The sequence below is a fragment of the Achromobacter pulmonis genome (assembly GCF_002885955.2).
Lineage (GTDB): Bacteria > Pseudomonadota > Gammaproteobacteria > Burkholderiales > Burkholderiaceae_B > Achromobacter > Achromobacter pulmonis_A.
Map to the genome: position 1 here is coordinate 451,163 of NZ_POQS01000005.1, position 20,443 is coordinate 471,605.

At 67.3% G+C, this 20,443-nt stretch carries 14 protein-coding genes; 7 read left to right on the plus strand and 7 right to left on the minus strand.

The features are described 5' to 3' along the window. Positions 1 to 82: 82 nt before the first annotated feature. From C1I89_RS20985 to C1I89_RS20995, 3 genes are all read left to right on the plus strand, one after another. Positions 83 to 343, plus strand: a complete 261-nt coding sequence (locus C1I89_RS20985) for a succinate dehydrogenase assembly factor 2 (RefSeq protein WP_102774564.1) — start codon at positions 83 to 85, stop codon at positions 341 to 343. Between the two features lie 20 nt (positions 344 to 363). Continuing rightward, complete coding sequence (locus tag C1I89_RS20990; RefSeq protein WP_102774490.1) at positions 364 to 1,674, plus strand: citrate synthase; 1,311 nt, start codon at positions 364 to 366, stop codon at positions 1,672 to 1,674. Positions 1,675 to 1,776: 102 nt separating this feature from the next. Beyond that, positions 1,777 to 2,886: a hypothetical protein gene (locus C1I89_RS20995; protein ID WP_102774491.1), complete on the plus strand. Its 1,110-nt coding sequence runs from the start codon at positions 1,777 to 1,779 to the stop codon at positions 2,884 to 2,886. 15 nt (positions 2,887 to 2,901) lie between these two features. On the opposite strand, the gene C1I89_RS21000 is transcribed toward C1I89_RS20995, so the two are convergent. From C1I89_RS21000 to mdeB, 3 genes are all read right to left on the minus strand, one after another. Then, positions 2,902 to 3,354 carry a DUF2214 family protein gene (locus C1I89_RS21000; RefSeq protein ID WP_102774492.1) on the minus strand — a complete coding sequence of 151 codons (453 nt, stop codon included), beginning with the start codon at positions 3,352 to 3,354 and terminating at the stop codon, positions 2,902 to 2,904. A gap of 139 nt (positions 3,355 to 3,493) precedes the next feature. Beyond that, positions 3,494 to 5,791 carry an NADP-dependent malic enzyme gene (locus C1I89_RS21005; protein WP_102774493.1) on the minus strand — a complete coding sequence of 766 codons (2,298 nt, stop codon included), beginning with the start codon at positions 5,789 to 5,791 and terminating at the stop codon, positions 3,494 to 3,496. A 185-nt stretch (positions 5,792 to 5,976) separates the two neighbouring features. Then, the gene (gene mdeB / locus C1I89_RS21010; protein ID WP_102774494.1) at positions 5,977 to 8,664 is read right to left on the minus strand and encodes an alpha-ketoglutarate dehydrogenase; all 2,688 of its coding nucleotides are present in this window, start codon (positions 8,662 to 8,664) and stop codon (positions 5,977 to 5,979) included. Between the two features lie 214 nt (positions 8,665 to 8,878). On the opposite strand from mdeB, the gene C1I89_RS21015 reads away from it, so the two are divergent. Then, positions 8,879 to 10,927, plus strand: a complete 2,049-nt coding sequence (locus C1I89_RS21015; RefSeq protein ID WP_102774495.1) for an OPT family oligopeptide transporter — start codon at positions 8,879 to 8,881, stop codon at positions 10,925 to 10,927. A 149-nt stretch (positions 10,928 to 11,076) separates the two neighbouring features. Here the strand turns inward: C1I89_RS21015 and C1I89_RS21020 are convergent, their stop codons facing one another. The 4 genes from C1I89_RS21020 to C1I89_RS21035 form a co-directional block, all read right to left on the minus strand. Then, positions 11,077 to 12,306: a M20 family metallopeptidase gene (locus C1I89_RS21020; protein ID WP_102774565.1), complete on the minus strand. Its 1,230-nt coding sequence runs from the start codon at positions 12,304 to 12,306 to the stop codon at positions 11,077 to 11,079. Positions 12,307 to 12,311: 5 nt separating this feature from the next. Next, the gene (locus C1I89_RS21025; protein ID WP_102774496.1) at positions 12,312 to 13,994 is read right to left on the minus strand and encodes a hydantoinase/carbamoylase family amidase; all 1,683 of its coding nucleotides are present in this window, start codon (positions 13,992 to 13,994) and stop codon (positions 12,312 to 12,314) included. 11 nt (positions 13,995 to 14,005) lie between these two features. Continuing rightward, positions 14,006 to 14,992, minus strand: coding sequence for an allantoinase PuuE (gene puuE, locus C1I89_RS21030; RefSeq protein WP_440130650.1), 987 nt, complete (start codon positions 14,990 to 14,992; stop codon positions 14,006 to 14,008). Between the two features lie 211 nt (positions 14,993 to 15,203). Further along, positions 15,204 to 16,220, minus strand: coding sequence for a 1-aminocyclopropane-1-carboxylate deaminase (locus C1I89_RS21035; RefSeq protein ID WP_102774497.1), 1,017 nt, complete (start codon positions 16,218 to 16,220; stop codon positions 15,204 to 15,206). A gap of 192 nt (positions 16,221 to 16,412) precedes the next feature. Here C1I89_RS21035 and C1I89_RS21040 point away from each other — a divergent pair, with 192 nt between their 5' ends. The 3 genes from C1I89_RS21040 to C1I89_RS21050 form a co-directional block, all read left to right on the plus strand. Continuing rightward, the gene (locus C1I89_RS21040; protein WP_102774498.1) at positions 16,413 to 16,883 is read left to right on the plus strand and encodes an Lrp/AsnC family transcriptional regulator; all 471 of its coding nucleotides are present in this window, start codon (positions 16,413 to 16,415) and stop codon (positions 16,881 to 16,883) included. Between the two features lie 328 nt (positions 16,884 to 17,211). Further along, positions 17,212 to 20,079, plus strand: coding sequence for a 2-oxoglutarate dehydrogenase E1 component (locus C1I89_RS21045; protein ID WP_102774499.1), 2,868 nt, complete (start codon positions 17,212 to 17,214; stop codon positions 20,077 to 20,079). A 92-nt stretch (positions 20,080 to 20,171) separates the two neighbouring features. Then, the coding region (locus C1I89_RS21050; RefSeq protein ID WP_308810280.1) for a biotin/lipoyl-containing protein at positions 20,172 to 20,443 on the plus strand (272 nt) is incomplete at its 3' end.

Genomic DNA, 20,443 nt, shown 5'->3' on the forward strand with positions numbered 1-20,443 from the left:
TGCCGGGCCATGTCCCCTGTAAAACGGGGACGGCCAGCCTGCCTGACGGGCCCGGCGCAGGACTTTTTATTAAGGTGTAATGATGAGCAGGCTTACTGAACTACAGCGGGCGCGTCTGCGTTGGCGGGCACGCCGTGGTCTGCTCGAAAACGACTTGATCATCACCCGGTATCTCGATGCCCACGAGGCCGAGCTGACCGATGATGACGTAGCCGCATTGACGCAGTTGTTCGAGCTGGGAGACAACGATCTGCTCGACCTGCTGCTGGCCCGCAAAGAGCTGGAAGGCGAGCTGGACACGCCCAGGCTGCGGAGCATTATTGGCCAGATGCGCGCGCTCTGATTAATTGAGAGGAAAAAAGCATGAACCTGTCTGACAAAAAAGCCACGCTATCCTTTTCGGATGGCAGCGCCCCCATCGAGTTCCCTGTGTACAAGGGCACGGTCGGTCCGGATGTGATCGACATCCGCAAGCTTTACGGCCAGACGGGCATGTTCACGTTTGACCCGGGCTTCATGTCCACCGCCGCCTGCGAATCGGGCATCACGTACATCGACGGCGACAAGGGCGAACTGCTGTACCGCGGCTACCCCATCGAACAGCTGGCCGTGAACTGCGACTTCATGGACATCTGCTACCTGATCCTGAACGGCGAACTGCCCAACAAGGACCAGAAGGCCGATTTCGACTCGCAGGTGACCCATCACACGATGGTCAACGAGCAGCTGCATTTCTTCCTGCGCGGCTTCCGCCGCGACGCGCATCCGATGGCCGTCCTGACGGGCCTGGTCGGCGCGCTGTCGGCGTTCTACCACGACTCCACCGACATCACGAACCCGCAGCACCGCCACATCTCGGCCATCCGCCTGATCGCCAAGATGCCGACGCTGGTCGCGATGGCCTACAAGTACTCGCAAGGCCAGCCCTTCATCTACCCGCAGAACGACCTGTCCTACACGGGCAACTTCCTGCGCATGATGTTCGCCACCCCGTGCGAAGAATACAAGGTCAATGAAGTCGTCGAGCGCGCGCTGGACCGCATCTTCATCCTGCACGCCGACCACGAACAGAACGCCTCCACCTCGACCGTGCGCCTGTGCGGTTCGTCGGGCACCAACCCGTTCGCCGCCATCTCGGCCGGCGTGGCCTGCCTGTGGGGTCCGGCCCACGGCGGCGCCAACGAAGCCTGCCTGCAGATGCTGGAAGACCTGCAAGCCAACGGCGGCATCGCCAAGGTCGGCGAGTTCATGGAGAAGGTCAAGGACAAGAACTCGGGCGTGCGCCTGATGGGCTTTGGCCACCGCGTCTACAAGAACTACGACCCGCGCGCCAAGCTGATGCAGGAAACCTGCAAGGAAGTGCTCTCGGCCCTGGGCCTGGAAAACGACCCGCTGTTCAAGCTGGCCATGGAACTGGAACGCATCGCCCTGGAAGATCCGTACTTCGTGCAGCGCAAGCTGTACCCGAACGTCGACTTCTACTCGGGCATCGTGCAGCGCGCCATCGGCATCCCGACCTCGCTGTTCACGGCCATCTTCGCGCTGGCCCGCACGGTGGGCTGGATCGCCCAGTGGAACGAAATGCTGTCCGATCCCGACTACAAGATCGGCCGTCCGCGCCAGCTGTTCACCGGTTCGGTCACGCGCGACGTGCCCCCGATGGACAAGCGTTGATACGCTTTCCGGCTTGAACAATAAACCGCCTTCGGGCGGTTTTTTGTTGCCGGGCCGGCCCGCGCGGCGGGCAGGCGCCCGTAGGCGTATATCATCCTGCCCATGATTCCGATCGCACTGCCTTCCGCCGGCTTCTATATCTTTGTTTCCCTCGGTTTTCTTGCCGGCCTCGTGCTGCTCGGCTGGGCGCTGGTCCTGGTCGCCAGCGCGGGCGCGCGCCGCACGGTGCGCAGGTACTGGAAGACCTCTACCCTGATATTCGCGGTGCTGGCCGTGCCTTTCGCTTTCTATGCCTGGGTCCAGATGGCGATCTGGCAGGTGGAGAAGGAAAGCGCGCGCGCCCAGGCCGCGCGCAAGGTGACCTTGCAGCAAGAGACCACGGTGGGCGGCGTCGCCATGCCGGCCGGCACGCGCCTGGAGCTGCAGGACGAAGCGCAGCTGGAAACCTATCTCGAAGCGCAGTTCCCGCGGCCGGTGGCCATGTATGGCGTTCAGGCCACGAGCGCGCGCCGCTACCTGGATTCCGATTACGACCGCGAGACCTACGCCTTGCTGGGCCGCCATCCGCGCAACGTCATCCTGCGCGGCGAGGGCAGCCAGACGGTGCTGGGCTGGCGATGCGACGCCACCCAGGACATCGAGTTCGACGTGGCGCCCGACGGCGCCATGAAGGCGCTGGATAAGTGCGTGCTGGGTCCGGGCAACCGGGCCGGGGACCTGGCGCTTGCGCCGGGTTCGGTCGTCTATGGCTCGGACGGCTCGGTCTACACCGATGGCTCGCGCGATCCCGACCGCTGGCGCATCGAGGTCAAGAATCCGGTGGCGCTGCGCATTTACGGGCTGCCCCTGAGCGAGCCCACGCTATACCTGGACGAAGCGCGGCGCCTGCTGCGGGTCGACAATGCGGAACTGGCCTGCGCGGCGCGCCTGGGCGAGCTGCGCTACGCCGCCGGCACCCGGGTCAAGACGACGCGGCGCGGCCGCGGCGACCGGCGCGAGCCGTTTCCGGGCGTGCTGGTGTTGAGCCCCTGGAACGGCCAGGCCGCGCAGCGCGATGGCGCGGCCGACGTACCCGAGGGCATGTCGGTGATGCAGACGCTGGCCGGCGAGGTCGTGGAGGTGCTGAAGAACGACGCGGTGGGCGTTTTCCATTTCGCCACCATCACCGTGGGCGACCAGGAGCCGCAGCAGAGCAGGGCGTCCTGCCCCTGAGCGGCGGCGCGCGTCCTACGCGCCGATGCCGCGCGCCATCAGCACGGCGAACAGCGGCAGGAAGATAAACAGGTGCGATTCGATCATGACCCAGCGGCGGGCGCGCTTGATGTCGGCCGCCGCCGGCAGGAATTCCGGCTGCTGGCGCGACTGCCTGGCCCAGCGCAGGAAGGTCATGGTGGGCGGGATCGAACACAGCGCGATGATGACGAACAGCGTGATCTTGGCGTGGAACCAGGGATTGGCCATGTAAAAGGCGGCGCCCTTGATGCCCAGCGTCAGGCGCAGCACGCCGGTGATGAGCACGACCACGGCGCTGGCCAGGTAGAGGCGGTCGTAGATGACCAGGCGCTTGAGGCCGTTGACGGTGAGCTCGGGACGCAGCAGCACCGCTTCGGCCGTCAGGACCACCACGAGCAGGAAAATCGCCAGGTAGTGAAACCAGGCATACAGGGCATCGGCCAGCATGTTGACTCCATAAGCAAGGGCAACACCGGTTTTACCATCAGCACAGGCAGGCGGGCCAGCGCGATGGCCTGGCCGGCTGCAAAGAAAAAGGGCGCCGCCGCGAACGGCGGGCGCCCTTTGCCTTAGCGGCCGTCGGGAATCAACGGCGCTTCTTGGCGGCCTCGGCGGCTTCCTGCTGCGCGTCCACCACGGCCAGCGCCGTCATGTTGACGATGCGGCGCACGGTGGCGCTGGTGGTCAGGATGTGCACCGGGCGCGCCGCGCCCAGCAGGATCGGACCCATGGCGATGCCGTTGCTGCCGGTCATCTTCAGCATGTTGTACGTGATGTTGCCGGTGTCCAGGTTGGGCATGACCAGCAGGTTGGCGCGGCCCTTGAGCGTGCTGTCCGGGTAGGCCAGCATGCGGATCTTCTCCGACAGGGCGGCGTCGGCGTGCATTTCGCCGTCGACTTCCAGGTCGGGGGCGCGGTCGCGCACCAGCTGGTTGGCCTGCGCCATCTTGCGCGAGGAGTCGGTCGCGCGGCTGCCGAAGTTGGAGTGCGACAGCAGCGCGATCTTGGGCACCACACCGAAGCGCACCATCTCGTCGGCGGCCTGGATCGTGATGTTCGCCACTTCTTCGGCCGTCGGGTTTTCGTTGACGTGCGTGTCGGTGACGAACAGCGTCTGGTCGGGCAGCATCAGCACGTTCAGGGCGGCGTAGGTCTGGCCTTCCTTCCGGCCGATGATCTCGTCCACGTACTTGAGCTGGTTGTCGTACTTGCTGGCCACGCCGCACAGCAGCGCGTCGGCGTCGCCGCGGCGCAGCAGCATCGCGCCGATCAGCGTGTTGTGCTTGCGGATCATCGCCTTGGCGATGGCTGGGGTTACGCCTTCGCGGCCCTTGAGCTGGTAGTACGCGTTCCAGGTTTCGTTGAAGCGGCTGTCGTCTTCGGGATCGACGATCTCGAAATCCTTGCCGGCGAGCAGGCGCAGGCCGAACTTCTTGATGCGCATCTCGATGACGGAGGGGCGGCCGACCAGGATCGGGAAGGCCAGCTTCTCGTCGCTGACGGTCTGCACCGCGCGCAGCACGCGCTCGTCTTCGCCGTCGGCGTAGATGACGCGCTTGGGCGCCTTCTTGGCCTGGGCGAACAGCGGACGCATCAGCTGGCCGGAGTGGTAGACGAAGCCCATCAGCTTCTGGCGGTAGGCCTCGATGTCCTCGATGGGACGGGCGGCCACGCCCGAGTCGGCGGCGGCCTGGGCCACGGCCGGCGCGATCTGGACGATCAGGCGCGGGTCGAAGGGCTTGGGAATGATGTAGTCGGGGCCGAACGACAGCTCCTGGCCGGCGTAGGCGCGGGCCACTTCGTCGTTCTGCTCGGCCTGGGCCAGTTCGGCGATGGCCTTGACGCAGGCCAGCTTCATTTCTTCCGTGATGCGCGAGGCGCCGGCGTCCATGGCGCCGCGGAAGATGAAGGGGAAGCACAGCACGTTGTTGACCTGGTTCGGGTAGTCCGAACGGCCGGTGGCGATGATGCAGTCGGGGCGCGCGGCCTTGGCGACTTCCGGACGGATTTCCGGTTCCGGGTTGGCCAGCGCCAGGATCAGCGGGCTGGCGGCCATGGTCTTGACCATGTCGGCGGTCAGCACGCCGGCGGTCGAGCAGCCCAGGAACACGTCGGCGCCGTTGACCACGTCGGCCAGCGTGCGCGCGTCGGTCTTCTGCGCGTAGCGCTTTTTGTTGGCCTCCATGTTCTCGTCGCGGCCTTCCCAGATCACGCCGCGGGAGTCCACCACGTAGATGTTCTCGCGCTTGACGCCCAGGTTGACCAGCAGGTCCAGGCAGGCGATGGCGGCGGCGCCGGCGCCCGAGCAGGCGAGCTTGACCGAGCCGAGATCCTTGCCCACGACCTTCAGGCCGTTGAGGATGGCGGCCGACGAGATGATGGCGGTGCCGTGCTGGTCGTCGTGGAAGACGGGGATCTTCATGCGCTCGCGCAGCTTCTTCTCGATGTAGAAGCACTCGGGCGCCTTGATGTCCTCGAGGTTGACGCCGCCCAGCGTGGGTTCGAGCGCCGCGATGATGTCGACCAGCTTGTCGGGGTCGTTTTCGGCCAGTTCGATGTCGAACACGTCGATGCCGGCGAACTTCTTGAACAGGCAGCCCTTGCCTTCCATGACCGGCTTGGCGGCCAGCGGGCCGATATTGCCCAGGCCCAGCACGGCCGTGCCGTTGGTGATCACGCCCACCAGGTTGCCGCGCGAGGTGTACTTGGACGCGGCGTCGTCGCCCTGGTCGAAGATGGCCATGCACGCGGCCGCCACGCCGGGGGAATAGGCCAGGGACAGGTCGTCCTGGTTGGCCAGCGTCTTGGTCGGGGTGACCGAGATTTTGCCGGGGGTGGGGTAGGCGTGGTAGTCCAGCGCCAGTTTGGTGAGAGTTTCGTCCATGGGTACAAGCCTTAGAGGCGTAAAACGGAAGAGAAAACGGACTGCAAAAAGCGGGCTCGCGGCCCGCCGTATTGGTTTGGCAATGCTTGGGAACACCCGTATTTCAACAGAAAGCGGGGCGACTTGGTTGTTGCGGTGCAGCGAACGTTGACGGCTGGGCGCCTCGTCCGCCCGTCTTGCGGCCGTTACAGCTCCCAGGGCGGGGTCTGGCGGCCCGCCGCGTTCAGCCGGGCGCGCACGGCCTGGGCGTCGTCCTGCCGGCCCAGGCTGTCGAGGGCGTAGAGCACGATCCAGTCGGCGCTGACTTCGAAGAAATCGCGCAGCTGGGCGCGGGTGTCGCTGCGGCCGAAGCCGTCGGTGCCCAGCGTGCGATAGGGCGCGGGCACCCAGGCGCGGATCTGTTCGGGCACGGCGCGCACGTAGTCGGTGGCGGCGACGACCGGCGCGTCGCTGCCGCCCAGGCAGGCTTGCACCCAGTCGGCGGCCGCGCCGGATTCCAGGCCCAGCACGCGGGCGCGCTCGGCCTGGCGGCCGGCGCGGGCCAGTTCGGAAAAGCTGGTCACGCTCCAGACTTCGGCGTCCACTCCGTGGTCGGCCAGCAGCCGCTCGGCGGCCATTTCGGCCTCGCGCAGCATGGGGCCGGCGCCCAGCAGGCGCACCTGGGCCTGGCCGCGGGCCGGACGCAGGCGGTACATGCCGCGCAGAATGCCCTCGCGCGCCTGCGGGTCCGAGGGCATGTCGGGCTGCGCCAGGTTCTCGTTGGTGACGGTCAGGTAGTAGAACTCGTCGTGCTGCTCGTCGAGCATGCGGCGCATGCCGTGCTCGACGATCACGGCGACCTCGTAGGCATAGGCCGGATCGTAGGCGCGGCAGTTGGGCACCGCCGCCGCCATGATGTGGCTGGAGCCGTCCTGGTGCTGCAGGCCTTCGCCGCCCAGCGTGGTGCGCCCCGACGTGGCGCCGACCAGGAAGCCGCGCGTGCGCTGGTCGGCGGCCGCCCAGATCAGGTCGCCGATGCGCTGGAAGCCGAACATCGAGTAGTAGATATAGAACGGCAGCATCGGCAGGCCGTTGACCGAGTAGCTGGTGCCGGCGGCGGTCCAGGAGGAAATCGCGCCGGCCTCGGTAATGCCTTCTTCCAGGATCTGGCCGTCGCGGGCCTCGCGGTAGTACAGCACCGACCCGATGTCCTCGGGCTCGTACAGCTGGCCCTGCGCCGAATAGATGCCGATCTGCCGGAACAGGTTGGCCATGCCGAAGGTGCGGGCCTCGTCGGCGACGATGGGCACGATGCGCGGGCCCACGGTGGCGTCCTTGAGCAGCGCGGTCAGCATGCGCACGATGGCCATGGTGGAAGACATTTCCTTGCCGTCGGCGGCCAGCGCGAAGCGCGCCCATTGCTCGGCGGCCGGCGGCGCCAGGCGCGGCGCCTGCGTGCCGCGCCGCGGCAGGTGCCCGCCCAGCGCCTCGCGGCGCGCCTGCAGGTGGCGCAGTTCGGCGCTGTCCTCGGCGGGGCGGTAGAACTTCAGCGCCAGGCAGTCGGCGTCGGAGATCGGCAGCGCGAAGCGGTCGCGGAAGGCCAGCAGGGCCTCGTCGTCCAGCTTCTTCTGCTGGTGGGTGGTCATCTTGCCCTGGCCGGCCGCGCCCATGCCGAAGCCCTTCTTGGTCTGCGCCAGGATGACGGTGGGCTGGCCGCGGTGGTTCGCCGCGCGGTGATAGGCGGCGTAGATCTTCACCATGTCGTGGCCGCCGCGGTGCAGGCGGTCGATGGCTTCGTCGGTCCAGTCGGCCACCAGCGCGGCCAGCTCGGGATTCTGGTTGAAGAAATGGGCGCGGTTGAAAGCGCCGTCGTTGGCGGCGAAGGTCTGGAACTGACCGTCCACGGTATTGGAGAACGCGCGCGCCAGCGCGCCGCCGGTGTCGCGGCGCAGCAGCGCGTCCCAGTCGCTGCCCCAGACCAGCTTGATGACGTTCCAGCCGGCGCCGGCGTACAGCGTTTCCAGCTCGTCGATGATGCGGCCGTTGCCGCGCACCGGGCCATCGAGGCGCTGCAGGTTGCAATTGACCACGAACACCAGGTTGTCGAGCTTTTCGCGCGCGGCCAGCGTCAGCGCGGCGATGGATTCGGGCTCGTCCATTTCGCCGTCGCCGAAAATGCCCCAGACCTTGCGGTCGCCGCCGGGCATCAGCGAGCGGTGTTCGAGATAGCGCATGAAGCGCGCCTGGTAGATCGCGTTGATCGGGCCGATCCCCATCGAGCCGGTGGGAAACTGCCAGAAATCCGGCATCAGCCACGGGTGCGGGTAGGAAGACAGGCCGCGCAGGCCGCGTCCGGTGGCGGTGATTTCCTGGCGGAAATGCGCCAGGTCGTCCTCGCTCAGAAAACCTTCCAGGTAGGCGCGGGCGTACACGCCGGGCGCCGAGTGCGGCTGCATGTAGACCAGGTCGCCCGGCCCCTGCAGCGTGCGCGCGCGGAAGAAATGATTGAAGCCCACCTCGAACAGGTCGGCGGCCGAGGCGTAGCTGGCGATGTGCCCGCCCAGCTCGCCGTGCGCCTGGTTGGCGCGCACCACCATCGCCAGCGCGTTCCAGCGGTTGATGCGGGCGATGCGCTCTTCGACGGCCAGATTGCCCGGAAACGCCGGTTCCTGGTCGGCCGGGATGGTGTTCAGGTAGGCCGTGCGCGTCTGGCGCCGGGCGCGCAGGCCCAGCGTGGCGGCATGGCCCAGCAGATTGTCCAGCACGTAGGCCGCGCGCACGGGTCCTTCGGCCTGCGCCAGCGACTGCAGGGCGTCGCGCCATTCGGCGGTTTCGTCGGGGTCGATATCGTGGTCCGGGTCCTGCCCCGAACGCAGGGAACTGGCGTCGCGCATGGTGGTGTTGTCTCCTGGTTTAATGTTCATGCTAGACCCCAACCCCTGGCATGGGTGATTGAAATTCCGACGCAATTCCCGCGGTTTCAGCATAATCTTTTGCAGGGTGGGCTCCCTGCAGCAGCTTATGCCGCAGATTCGCCCGATCGCCACCTTCCCGGACCGATGCCTGCGAGGCGCTAGAATTCGCGGCTAGAAATTAAGGAAGATTTCCATGACCCAACCCAACAGCGTCCCCGCAGAGGTCACGCTGCCGGAGCTGACGTTCCGCGGCATCCTGCTGGGCGCCCTGATCACCATCATTTTTACCGCCTCCAACGTGTTTCTGGGGCTGAAGGTGGGCCTGACGTTCTCGTCGGCCATCCCGGCGGCGGTGATTTCGATGTCCGTGCTGCGCCTGTTCAAGGACGCCAACATCCTCGAGAACAACATGGTGCAGACCCAGGCCTCGGCGGCCGGCACCCTGTCCTCGATCATCTTCATCCTGCCGGCGCTCGTCATGATGGGCCACTGGCAGGGCTTTCCGTTCTGGCAGACGCTGGGCATCTGCGCCGCCGGCGGGATGCTGGGCGTCATGTTCACGATTCCGCTGCGCCACGTGATGGTGGTGCAGAGCGACCTGCCGTACCCCGAAGGCGTGGCGGCGGCCGAGATCCTGCGCGTGGGCAGCGCCGAGCGCAGCCAGGACGAGGCGGCCGACGCCGGGCAGGCGCCGGCCAGGACCGCCACCGGCATGGGCGACATCGTGGCCGGCGGCCTGACCGCCGCCGCGGTCAGCTTCGCGGCCAGCGGCCTGCGGGTGCTGGGCGACAGCGTCAGCGGCTGGTTCTCGCTGGGCGGGGCGGTGTTCCGCCTGCCCATGGGCTTTTCGCTGGCGCTGCTGGGCGCCGGCTACCTCATCGGCATCGTCGCGGGCCTGGCCATGCTGACCGGGCTGGTCATTTCGTGGGGCATCGCGGTGCCGATCCTGAGCGCGATGGGCGACATGCCCGCCGGCCAGACGATCGCGCAATACGCCAACGGCCTGTGGGCCACGCAGGTGCGCTTCATCGGCGCCGGCGTGATCGGCGTGGGCGCCATCTGGACGCTGGCCACGCTGTTCATGCCGATGGCGCGCGGCGTGAAAGCCTCGTTCGCTGCCCTGACCAAGGCCGGCGCGGCCCGCGCCGGCCGCGCCCCGCGCACCGAGCGCGACCTGTCGGCGGGCTGGATCTCGGTGGTGACGCTGGCGCTGGTGGTGGTGCTGGTCGTGACCTTCCAGGTGTTCCTGTCGGGCGCGCCGCTGTCGGCCGGCGCGATCTGGAAGCTGGTGGCCTACGCCGTGCTGTTCGCCTTCGTGTTCGGCTTCCTGGTGGCGGCCGCCTGCGGCTATATGGCCGGCCTGGTGGGGTCGTCGACCAGCCCGATCTCGGGCGTGGGCATCGTGGCGATCGTGCTGGTGTCGCTGCTGATGCTGACCTTGGGCGGCGAACTGCTGGGCGCGGAGAACGGCGTGCAGATGGCGATCGCGCTGTCGATCTTCAGCACCTCGGCGGTGGTGGCCGTGGCCTCGATCTCCAACGACAACCTGCAGGACCTGAAGACCGGCTGGCTGGTGGGCGCGACCCCGTGGCGCCAGCAGGTGGCCCTGCTGATCGGCTGCGTGGCCGGCGCGGCGGTGATTTCGCCGGTGCTGGAGCTGCTGTACAACGCCTACGGTTTCGCCGATTCCATGCCGCGCGAAGGCATGGACCCGGCGCAGGCCCTGTCGGCGCCCCAGGCCACGCTGATGCTGGCCATCGCCCGCGGCATCTTCACGCACCAGCTCAACTGGACCATGATCGTCATCGGCATGCTGGTCGGCCTGGGCCTGATCCTGGTGGACCAGGTGCTCAAGCGCACCTGCCGCGTGGCCCGCATGCCGGTGCTGGCGGTCGGCATCGGCATCTACCTGCCGCCGACCGTGGCCGCGCCCATCGTGGCCGGCGCGGTCCTCGCCTGGCTGCTCGAACGCGCGCTGCGCCGCCGCGCCGCCGCGGCCGGCCAGCCCTACGAGCAGTTCGCCGACGCGGCCAACCGCCGTGGCGTGCTGATCGCCTCCGGCCTGATCGTGGGCGAAAGCCTGGTCGGTGTGCTGATGGCCGCCGTCATCGGCGCGGCCGGCACCGAGGCCCCGCTGGCGATTGCCGGCGCGGGCTTCGAGCACATCGCGTCCTATCTGGGACTGGCGGTGTTCGTGCTGGTGGCGGTGTTGTTCTGGCGCAGGGTGCTGAGGTTGGCGTAGGCGCCGACCGATGGGTTCCGCGCGGTCGGCGGTGGCGTTTTTGCCGAGGGTTTGCCGCGCTGCACCCATCCTACGGCATGGTGTCGTAGGATGGGTGCAGCGCGAGATGCCTTAAAACAAGAAAACGAATATCAAGCGCGCGGAACCCATCACTCTCCCAGCAAATCGCACAGCGTGCGCGCGATCACCTTGGTGGCGCGCCGCAGATCCTCCAGCGCGACGCGCTCGTCGTTGCGCTTGGCGTGCGATTCCAGCACGGTTCTCGGCCCCGCGCCGTAGATCACGCCGGGGACGCCGGCTTCGGCATACAGGCGCACGTCGGTGTAGAGCGGCGTGCCCATGGCCGGTATCGGTTCGCCGAACAGTTCCTGCCCGTGTTTCTGGATGGCCTGCACCAGCGGCTGATTGCCGGGCAGGGGGCGCATGGCGTTGGCCAGCAGCAGGCGCCGGATCTCCACCGTGATGCCGGGCTGGGCGGCGGCGGCCTCGGCGATGATGCGGCGGATGTCGGCCTCGACTTCGGCGGCGTTTTCCTCGGGGATCATGCGCCGGTCCAGCTTGAACACCACCTTGCCGGGCACCACGTTGGTGTTGGTGCCGCCTTCGATGCGGCCGATGTTCAGGTAGGGGTGGGTGATGCCGGGCACCTGCGAGCGGATCTCGCGGTAGCGCGCATTCTGCGCGTATAGCGCGCCCAGTATCGCGACGGCGGCCTGCAGCGCGTCCACGCCGGTGGCGGGAACGGCGGCGTGGGCCATCTTGCCGTGCACGGTCACTTCCATCTGCAAACAGCCGTTGTGCGCGGTCACGACCTCGTAGCTGAAGCCCGCCGCGATCAGCAGGTCGGGCCGGGTCAGCCCCTGCGACAGCAGCCAGCCGGGTCCCAGCAGGCCGCCGAATTCCTCGTCGTAGGTGAAGTGCAGTTCGACCGCGCCGCGGCCGGGACGGGCCACGGCCTCGAGCGCGCGCAGCGCGAAGGTGTAGCTGGCGAAGTCGCTCTTGCTGACGGCGGCGGCGCGGCCGTAGAGGCAGCCGTCCTCGATTTCGCCGCCGTAGGGATCGTGGCGCCAGCCCTCGCCGGGCGGCACCACGTCGCCGTGGGCGTTGAGCGCGATGCGCGGCCCGCCGGCGCCGTATTCGCGGCGCACGATCAGGTTGGTGATGGATTGCAGGCCGTAGTCGCGGACCTGCGCGGCCGGCACCGGATGGGCCTCGGCCTGCAGGCCGAAGCCTTGCAGCAGTTCGGCGGTGCGCTCGGCGTGCGGGGCGTTGTTGCCGGGCGGCGTGTCGGTGGGCACGCGCACCAGCTCCTGCAGGAAGCGGACCTCTTCGTCGAAGTGGGCGTCGATCCAGGCGTCGAGTCGGGTGTAGTCGGTCATGGCGGTCATGGTGTTTCGTGGGCGAGGTTGTCGAGCAGGTTGAGCATGGCCTGCGCGGCGAGCTGGATGTCGTCGCTGGTGGTGGATTCGCGCGGGTTGTGGCTGATGCCGGCATTCTGGCCGCGCACGAACAGCATGGCCTGCGGCATGATTTCGTGCAGTTTCATGGCGTCGTGGCCGGCGCCGCTGGGCATGCGGTGCACCGGCAGCCCGAGCGCGTCCACGGCCCGTTCCCAGCGCTGCTGCCAGGCGGGATCGCTGGGGGCGGCGGCGGCGCGCATGGTTTCCTCCAGCGCGTAGCGCAGGCCGCGGCGGCGGCACACGGCTTCCAGCTCGGCCAGCACGTCGCGGGCCAGCGCATCGCGCTGCGCGTCGCTGGGCGCGCGCAGGTCGAGGCTGAAGCGGCACTCGCCGGGCACCACGTTGATCGAGCCGCCGGGCACTTCCAGCATGCCCACGGTGCCGACCGAATCGCCGTCGAGCGCGGCGCGCCGCTCCACGTACAGCACCATCTCGGCGGCCGCGGCGGCGGCGTCGCGGCGCCGGTCCATCGGCGTGGTGCCGGCGTGGCAGGCCAGGCCCGAAACCTGGACCTGGTAGCGCAGGCAGCCGTTGATGGACGTGACCACGGCCAGCGGCAGCCCCATCTCGTAGAGCACGGGACCCTGTTCGATATGGATTTCGACAAAGCCCAGGTAGCGCGCCGGATCGCGGCGCAGCGCCGGGATGTCCTCGGGGCGCAGGCCGGCGCGCGCCATGGCCTCGCGCATGCTGACGCCGTCGGCGTCCTGCTGCGCCAGCCATTCCTCGCGAAAACCGCCGATCAGCGCGCCCGAGCCCAGGAAGGTGGCGCGGTAGCGCTGGCCTTCCTCTTCGGCGAAACCGATCACTTCCAGGTGATAGGGCAGGCGCCGGCCGGCGCGGCTCAGTTCGCGCACGCAGGCCATGGGCACGAAGATGCCCAGGCGGCCGTCGTACTTGCCGGCGTTGCGCACCGTGTCGTAGTGGCTGCCGGTCATCAGCGTGGGCGCGTCGGCGCGGTCGGCCAGGTAGCGGCCCACCACGTTGCCGACGGCGTCGATGCCGACCTCGTCGAAGCCGCAGTCGCGCATCCATTGCGACAGCAGCCCGGCGCAGGCGCGGTGCGCGTCGGTCAGGTAGGTGACGGTCAACTGGCCTTTTTCCGCATAGCCCGGATCGCTGTGCGCGGCGAGCCGTTCGCCCCAGTCCCAGATGTCGTTGCCGATGGCCGGCGCCTCGCCGAAGCGGTCCTGCAGGCGGATCTCGGCGATGCGGTGCAACTGGTGCAGCGCCTCCTGCAGCTCGACCTCGGGCGGGTTGTCCTGGCGGCGCGCGAATTCGTCGGCGATTTCCTGGCGCGTCAGATCCGTGCCGCGCGGGCCCTGCGGGGCCAGCACGAAGGGAAAGCCGAAGCCCTCGCGATAGGCGGCGCCGGGTTCGGGCAGGTGCGCAGGCTCGGGATGGGCGCGCACCAGCGCCAGGCGCGTTTCGGCGTCGGCCTCGTCGACCGCCTGTCGCATGCGCTGGCGCAGCTCGGCCAGCGAGCGGAACGGACGCGAGCGCAGCGCGCTTTCGGCGATCCAGGGGGCTTGTTCGTAGAGGCCCTCGAGCATCGCGGCGGCGGCCGCGGGCGGGGCTGAATTGAGTTGGGCTAGGGTGTGTGCCATGGCCGTCCTGTTCAGGGCTGAGGGGTGTAGGGATGCGCCGCTCTCCAGTGGCGCGCGATGTCGATCCGGCGGCAGACCCAGACGCGGTCGTGGCGGGCGATGTGGTCCAGGAAGCGCTGCAGCGCGACGATGCGTCCGGGGCGGCCCAGCAGCCGGCAGTGCATGCCTATGCTCATCATCCTGGGCGTCTCGTCGCCTTCGGCGTAGAGCGCGTCGAAACTGTCTTTCAGGTATAGCAGGAACGGGTCGGCGTGCGAAAAGCCCTGCGGCAGCGCGAAGCGCATGTCGTTGCAGTCCAGCGTATAGGGCACGATGAGCTGCGGCGCGCTGCCGCCGTCGGTCTTGCGCACCAGCATCCAGAAGGGCAGGTCGTCGCCGTAGTAGTCGCTGTCGTACTCGAAGCCGCCGTAGTCGGCCACCAGCCTGCGGGTGCGCGGGCTGTCGCGGCCGGTGTACCAGCCCAGCGGGCGCGTGTCGGTCAGCTGCGTGATGGCCTGCATGCCCAGGCGCATGTGTTCGCGCTCGGTGGCTTCGTCCACGTCCTGGTAATGGATCCAGCGCCAGCCGTGGCAGGCGATCTCATGGCCCAGCTCGACGCAGGCGCTGGCCACCTCGGGGTGGCGCTGCAAGGCCATGCCGACGCCGAACACGGTCAGCGGCAACTGCCGCTTTTCGAATTCGCGCAGGATGCGCCACACCCCGACCCGCGAGCCGTACTCGTAGATGCTTTCCATGCTGAGGTGGCGCTCGGGATAGCTCGCGGGATTGAACATCTCGGACAGGAACTGTTCCGAACCGGCGTCGCCGTGCAGCACGCTGTTCTCGCCGCCTTCCTCGTAATTCAGCACGAACTGCACGGCGATGCGCGCCTGTCCCGGCCAGCCGGCATGCGGCGGGTTGCGGCCGTAGCCGATCAGGTCGCGTGGGTAGGGGCGGGTGGCGTCGTAAGTCATGGCGGGCGAAGAGTGGGAGTGCGAACCGGCGATGACCGGCACCATAGCCGGAAATCGCGGTTTTGTATACAAATTATGTACATCATCTGGACGGTCAAGCCGGCGCCGGATACAGAACGCCCCGCTCGGGGACACTCCCGGCGGGGCGCGGGCCCATGGCCATCATGGGCGCGGAAGGGGCGGGCTGGCAAGTCCGGGCGGGCCCGGCGTTCAGCGCAGGTCGCCGCAAGGCCAGCCCAGCGGGCCGTAGGCGCTCTTATCCGTTGCGGTACAGAAAGCTGTAGGCGTTGATCGCCGGCACCCCTCCCAGGTGCGCATACAGTACGCGGGAGCCGGCGGGGATGTCGCCGCGGCGCACCAGGTCCATCATGCCCTGCATCGATTTGCCCTCGTACACCGGGTCGGTCATCATGCCTTCGAGCCGGGCGCACAGGCGGATGGCCTCGTTGGTCTCGGCCGAGGGCAGGCCGTAGGCGGGGTAGGCGTAGCGCGTGTCCAGCACCACGTCGCGGTCTTCGATGGCCCGGCCCAGCCCCACCATGTCGGCGGTGCGCCGCGCGATGCGCAGGATCTGCGCGCGGGTCTGGTCCGGCGTGGCCGAGGCGTCGATGCCGATGACGCGGTCCGCGCGCCCGTCGGCGGCGAAGCCCACGACCATGCCGGCCTGCGTGCTGCCGGTGACGGCGCAGACCACGATGTAGTCGAACTTGAAGCCCAGCTCGGCCTCCTGGCGCCGCACTTCCTCGGCAAAGCCCACATAACCCAGGCCGCCCAGTTCGTGATCGGAGGCACCGGCCGGAATGGCGTAGGGCTTGCCGCCGCGCCGCCGCACCTCTTCCAGCGCTTCCTCCCAGCTCGGGCGCAGGCCGATGTCGAAGCCCTGGTCCACCAGGCGCACGTCGGCGCCCATCAGGCGGCTCATCATGATGTTGCCGACGCGGTCATACACCGCATCCGAATAATCCACCCAGTTCTCCTGCACCAGCACGCAGCCCAGTCCCAGCTTGGCCGCGACCGCGGCGACCATGCGGGTGTGGTTGGACTGGATGCCGCCTATCGTGACCAGCGTGTCGCAGCCCTGTTCCAGGGCCTGCGGAATGAGGTACTCCAGCTTGCGCAGCTTGTTGCCGCCGAAGGCCAGGCCGCTGTTGCAGTCCTCGCGCTTGGCGTAGATCTCGACCTTGCCGCCCAGGTGCGCGGACAGGCGGTCGAGCTTTTCGATCGGGGTATCGCCGAAGGTCAGGCGATGACGGGGAAAGCGTTGCAGATCCATGCGGGCTCCTGTGGGGTCTGGACGTGTCGGCCGGGATGGCTCGCACGGAAAAATCATAGGAATCGCACGAATATTTGGTCAATTGCGTATTTTTTTGATTTATCGTTTTTTAAAACAGGTAATTATCCAGATATGGATTTATTATTTGGCAGATAAAAATCCTGGCGAAATTTAATTTTTAGGGACGTATTAATGGCAGCCATTTCCGGCCTGGACCGCATCGACCGCCAGATCCTGCGCGTGCTGCAGGACGACGCCCAGATCACCAACCTGGAACTGAGCGCGCGCGTGCACCTCAGCCCGGCCGCCTGTCTGCGCCGGGTCGAAAAGCTCAAGGCCGAGGGCATCATCCGCAAGACCGTCGCGCTGCTCGAACCGGCCGAGGTCGACATGGCCACGCTGGTCATCGTGGGGGTGGTGCTGGACCGCTCCACGCCCGAATCCTTCACCGACTTCGAAGCCGCCGCGCGCGGCATCAGCGGCTGCCTGGAATGCCACCTGGTGGCCGGCGAGTTCGACTACTTCCTGATGCTGCGCATCCGCGACCTGGAACGGTTCAACAAACTGCACGCCGGCGAGATCATCAAACTGCCCGGCGTGCGCCAGATCCGCACGTTTTTCGTGCTCAAAGAGATCCTGTCCACCACCGAGTTGCCGGTCTGATCGCGGCGAACACGCAACACTCGCCTTGCGTCCGATCAAAAATGACGCGCCGCCGCATTTTGGAATGACGGTTTTTGAGGGCGCGTAGACGGCTCGATAGAAGGGGTTCGCCGGACATTCCAATACTGCATGCAGCCATTCCCCATGCGCTTTTGCGGCACGCAATCGCAGGCAGACGCCCGTAAACTCAAAGGGTTATACTTTCGGGCATACGGCTTTCAAGGCTTGTACGCGCCTTCTGCCCCTGCTATCCGCTAACCGGGAAGCCCGTGTCGCGGAAGGTTTTCCTGCATCGTGTCGAGTGAAGCACTCGTAAAGGTGAAGCGATATGTCTTCGGAATTGGAATCTCTATCCACGTCTTATCTATTCGGGGGTAATGCCCCGTATGTCGAGGAGCTTTACGAAGCCTACCTCGATAACCCCGGTTCGGTGCCCGACAACTGGCGCGAATATTTCGACCAGCTGCAGCACGCTCCCGCCACCGACGGCCAGGAGTCCACCCGCGATCAGGCCCACGCGCCCATCGTCGAATCGTTCGCTCAACGCGCCCGCGCCAACGCCTTCGTGCAGCGCTCGGCCGAGCCCGACCTCAGCGTCGCCAGCAAGCAGGTTTCCGTTCAGTCGCTGATCGCCGCCTACCGCTCCCTGGGTTCGCGCTGGGCCGACCTGGACCCGCTCAAGCGCCAGGAACGTCCGCCCATCCCCGAGCTCGATCCCGCCTTCTACGGCCTGACCGAAGCCGACCTCGACCAGACCTACTCGGCCACCAACACCTACTTCACGACCGCCAGCACCATGACGCTGCGCGACATCCTGAAGGCGCTGCGCGACACCTACTGCCGCAGCATCGGTGCCGAATTCACGCACATCTCCGACCCCGCCGCCAAGCGCTGGATCCAGGAACGCCTGGAAGCCACGCTGGGCGCGCCCACCTACACGGCCGAAGAAAAGCGCCACATCCTGCAGCAGCTGACCGAGTCCGAAGGCCTCGAGCGCTTCCTGCACACCAAGTACGTCGGCCAGAAGCGCTTCTCGCTGGAAGGCGGCGAAAGCTTCATCGCCTCGATGGACGAAGTGGTGAACCACGCCGGTGAAAACGGCGTCCAGGAAATCGTGGTCGGCATGGCCCACCGCGGCCGCCTGAACCTGCTCGTGAACATCATGGGCAAGATGCCCGGCGACCTGTTCGCCGAATTCGAGGGCAAGCACGCCGAAGGCCTGACCGACGGCGACGTGAAGTACCACAACGGTTTCTCGAGCGACCTGTCCACCCGCGGCGGCCCGGTCCACCTGTCGCTGGCCTTCAACCCCTCCCACCTGGAAATCGTCAACCCGGTGGTCGAGGGCAGCGCCCGCGCCCGCCAGGAACGCCGCGGCGACGCCGAAGGCAAGCAAGTGCTGCCGGTGCTGGTGCACGGCGACGCGGCATTCGCCGGCCAGGGCGTGGTCATGGAAACGCTGAACCTGGCGCAGACCCGCGGCTACGGCACGGGCGGCACGCTGCACATCGTCATCAACAACCAGATCGGCTTCACCACCTCCGACCCGCGCGACTCGCGTTCGACGCTGTATTGCACGGACGTGGTCAAGATGATCGAAGCCCCGGTCTTCCACGTCAACGGCGACGATCCCGAAGCCGTGGTGTTCGTCACCAAGCTGGCGCTGGACTACCGCCTGCAGTTCCGCCACGACGTGGTCGTGGACATCGTCTGCTTCCGCAAGCTGGGCCACAACGAGCAGGACACCCCCTCGCTGACGCAGCCCCTGATGTACAAGCGCATCGGCCATCACCCCGGCACGCGCAAGCTGTACGCCGACAAGCTGACCACGCAGGGCGTGCTGGCCGAAGGCGAAGCCGACCAGCTGGTCAAGGACTACCGCCAGCTGATGGAAGACGGCCAGCGCACCATCGAGCCGGTGCTGACCGACTACAAGAGCAAGTACGCCATCGACTGGTCGCCGTTCCTGGGCGCCAAGTGGACCGACCAGGCCGACACCGCCGTGCCGCTGGCCGAGCTCAAGCGCATCGGCGAACGCATCACCACGGTGCCGGAAGGCTTCACCGTGCACCCGCTGGTCGCCAAGCTGCTGAACGACCGCCGCACCATGGCCAAGGGCGAAATGAACCTGGACTGGGGCATGGGCGAGCACCTGGCCTTCGCCACGCTGGTGGCTTCGGGCTACGCCATCCGCATCACCGGCCAGGACTCGGGCCGCGGCACGTTCACGCACCGCCACGCCGTGCTGCACGACCAGAACCGCGAACGCTGGAACGACGGCACCTACATTCCGCTGCAGAACGTCTCGGAAGGCCAGGCTCCGTTCACCGTGATCGACTCGGTGCTGTCCGAAGAGGCGGTGCTGGGCTTTGAATACGGCTACTCCAGCGCCGAGCCCAACACGCTGACCATCTGGGAAGGCCAGTTCGGCGACTTCGTCAACGGCGCCCAGGTCGTGATCGACCAGTTCATCAGCTCCGGCGAAGCCAAGTGGGGCCGCCAGTCGGGCCTGACCCTGATGCTGCCGCACGGCTACGAAGGCCAGGGCCCCGAGCACTCGTCGGGCCGCATCGAGCGCTTCCTGCAGCTTTGCGCCGACAACAACATGCAGGTGATCCAGCCGACCTCCGCGTCGCAGATCTTCCACGTGCTGCGTCGTCAGATGATCCGCCCGTTCCGCAAGCCGCTGGTGCTGTTCACGCCCAAGTCGCTGCTGCGCAACAAGGACGCCGGCTCGCCCCTGACCGAACTGGCCGGCGGCAGCTTCCGCCCGGTCATCGGCGAGGTCGACGAGGCCATCGACGCCGCCAAGGTCAAGCGCGTGCTGGCCTGCTCGGGCAAGGTCTACTACGACCTGGTCAACGCCCGCCGCGAGCGTGGCGCCGACAACGTCGCCATCATCCGCGTCGAGCAGCTGTACCCGTTCGCGCACAAGTCCTTCGAGGCCGAACTGCGCAAGTACCCGAAGGCCACCGAAGTCATCTGGGTCCAGGACGAGCCCCAGAATCAGGGCCCGTGGTTCTACATCCAACATCACGTGTACGAGAATATGGCCGAAGGCCAGAAGCTGGGTTACGCGGGCCGCGCCGCGTCGGCATCGCCGGCCGTGGGCTACCTGGCCAAGCACCAGGAGCAGCAGAAGGCGCTGATCGAAGCGGCTTTCGCTCCCAAGTTCAAGGTCATGTTGACGAAGTAACCATCGCTAGCTGCGCGCGTGGCGCGCGGCAGGTTTGCTGAAAGCCTGCCGCGCCTCGCGGTCAGAACTCAAACCTCTACGGAATAAACAAAATGGCTATCACCGACGTCGTCGTCCCCCAACTTTCCGAATCCGTCTCCGAAGCGACGCTGCTGACCTGGAAGAAGCAGCCGGGCGCTGCCGTCGAAGCGGACGAAATCCTGATCGAAGTCGAAACCGACAAGGTCGTCCTGGAAGTGCCGGCTCCCGCCTCGGGCGTGCTGGCTGAAATCGTCAAGGGCGACGGCAGCACCGTCACCTCCGGCGAAGTGCTGGCCCGCATCGACACCGCCGGCAAGGCCGCCGCCGCCGCGACCGCCCCGGC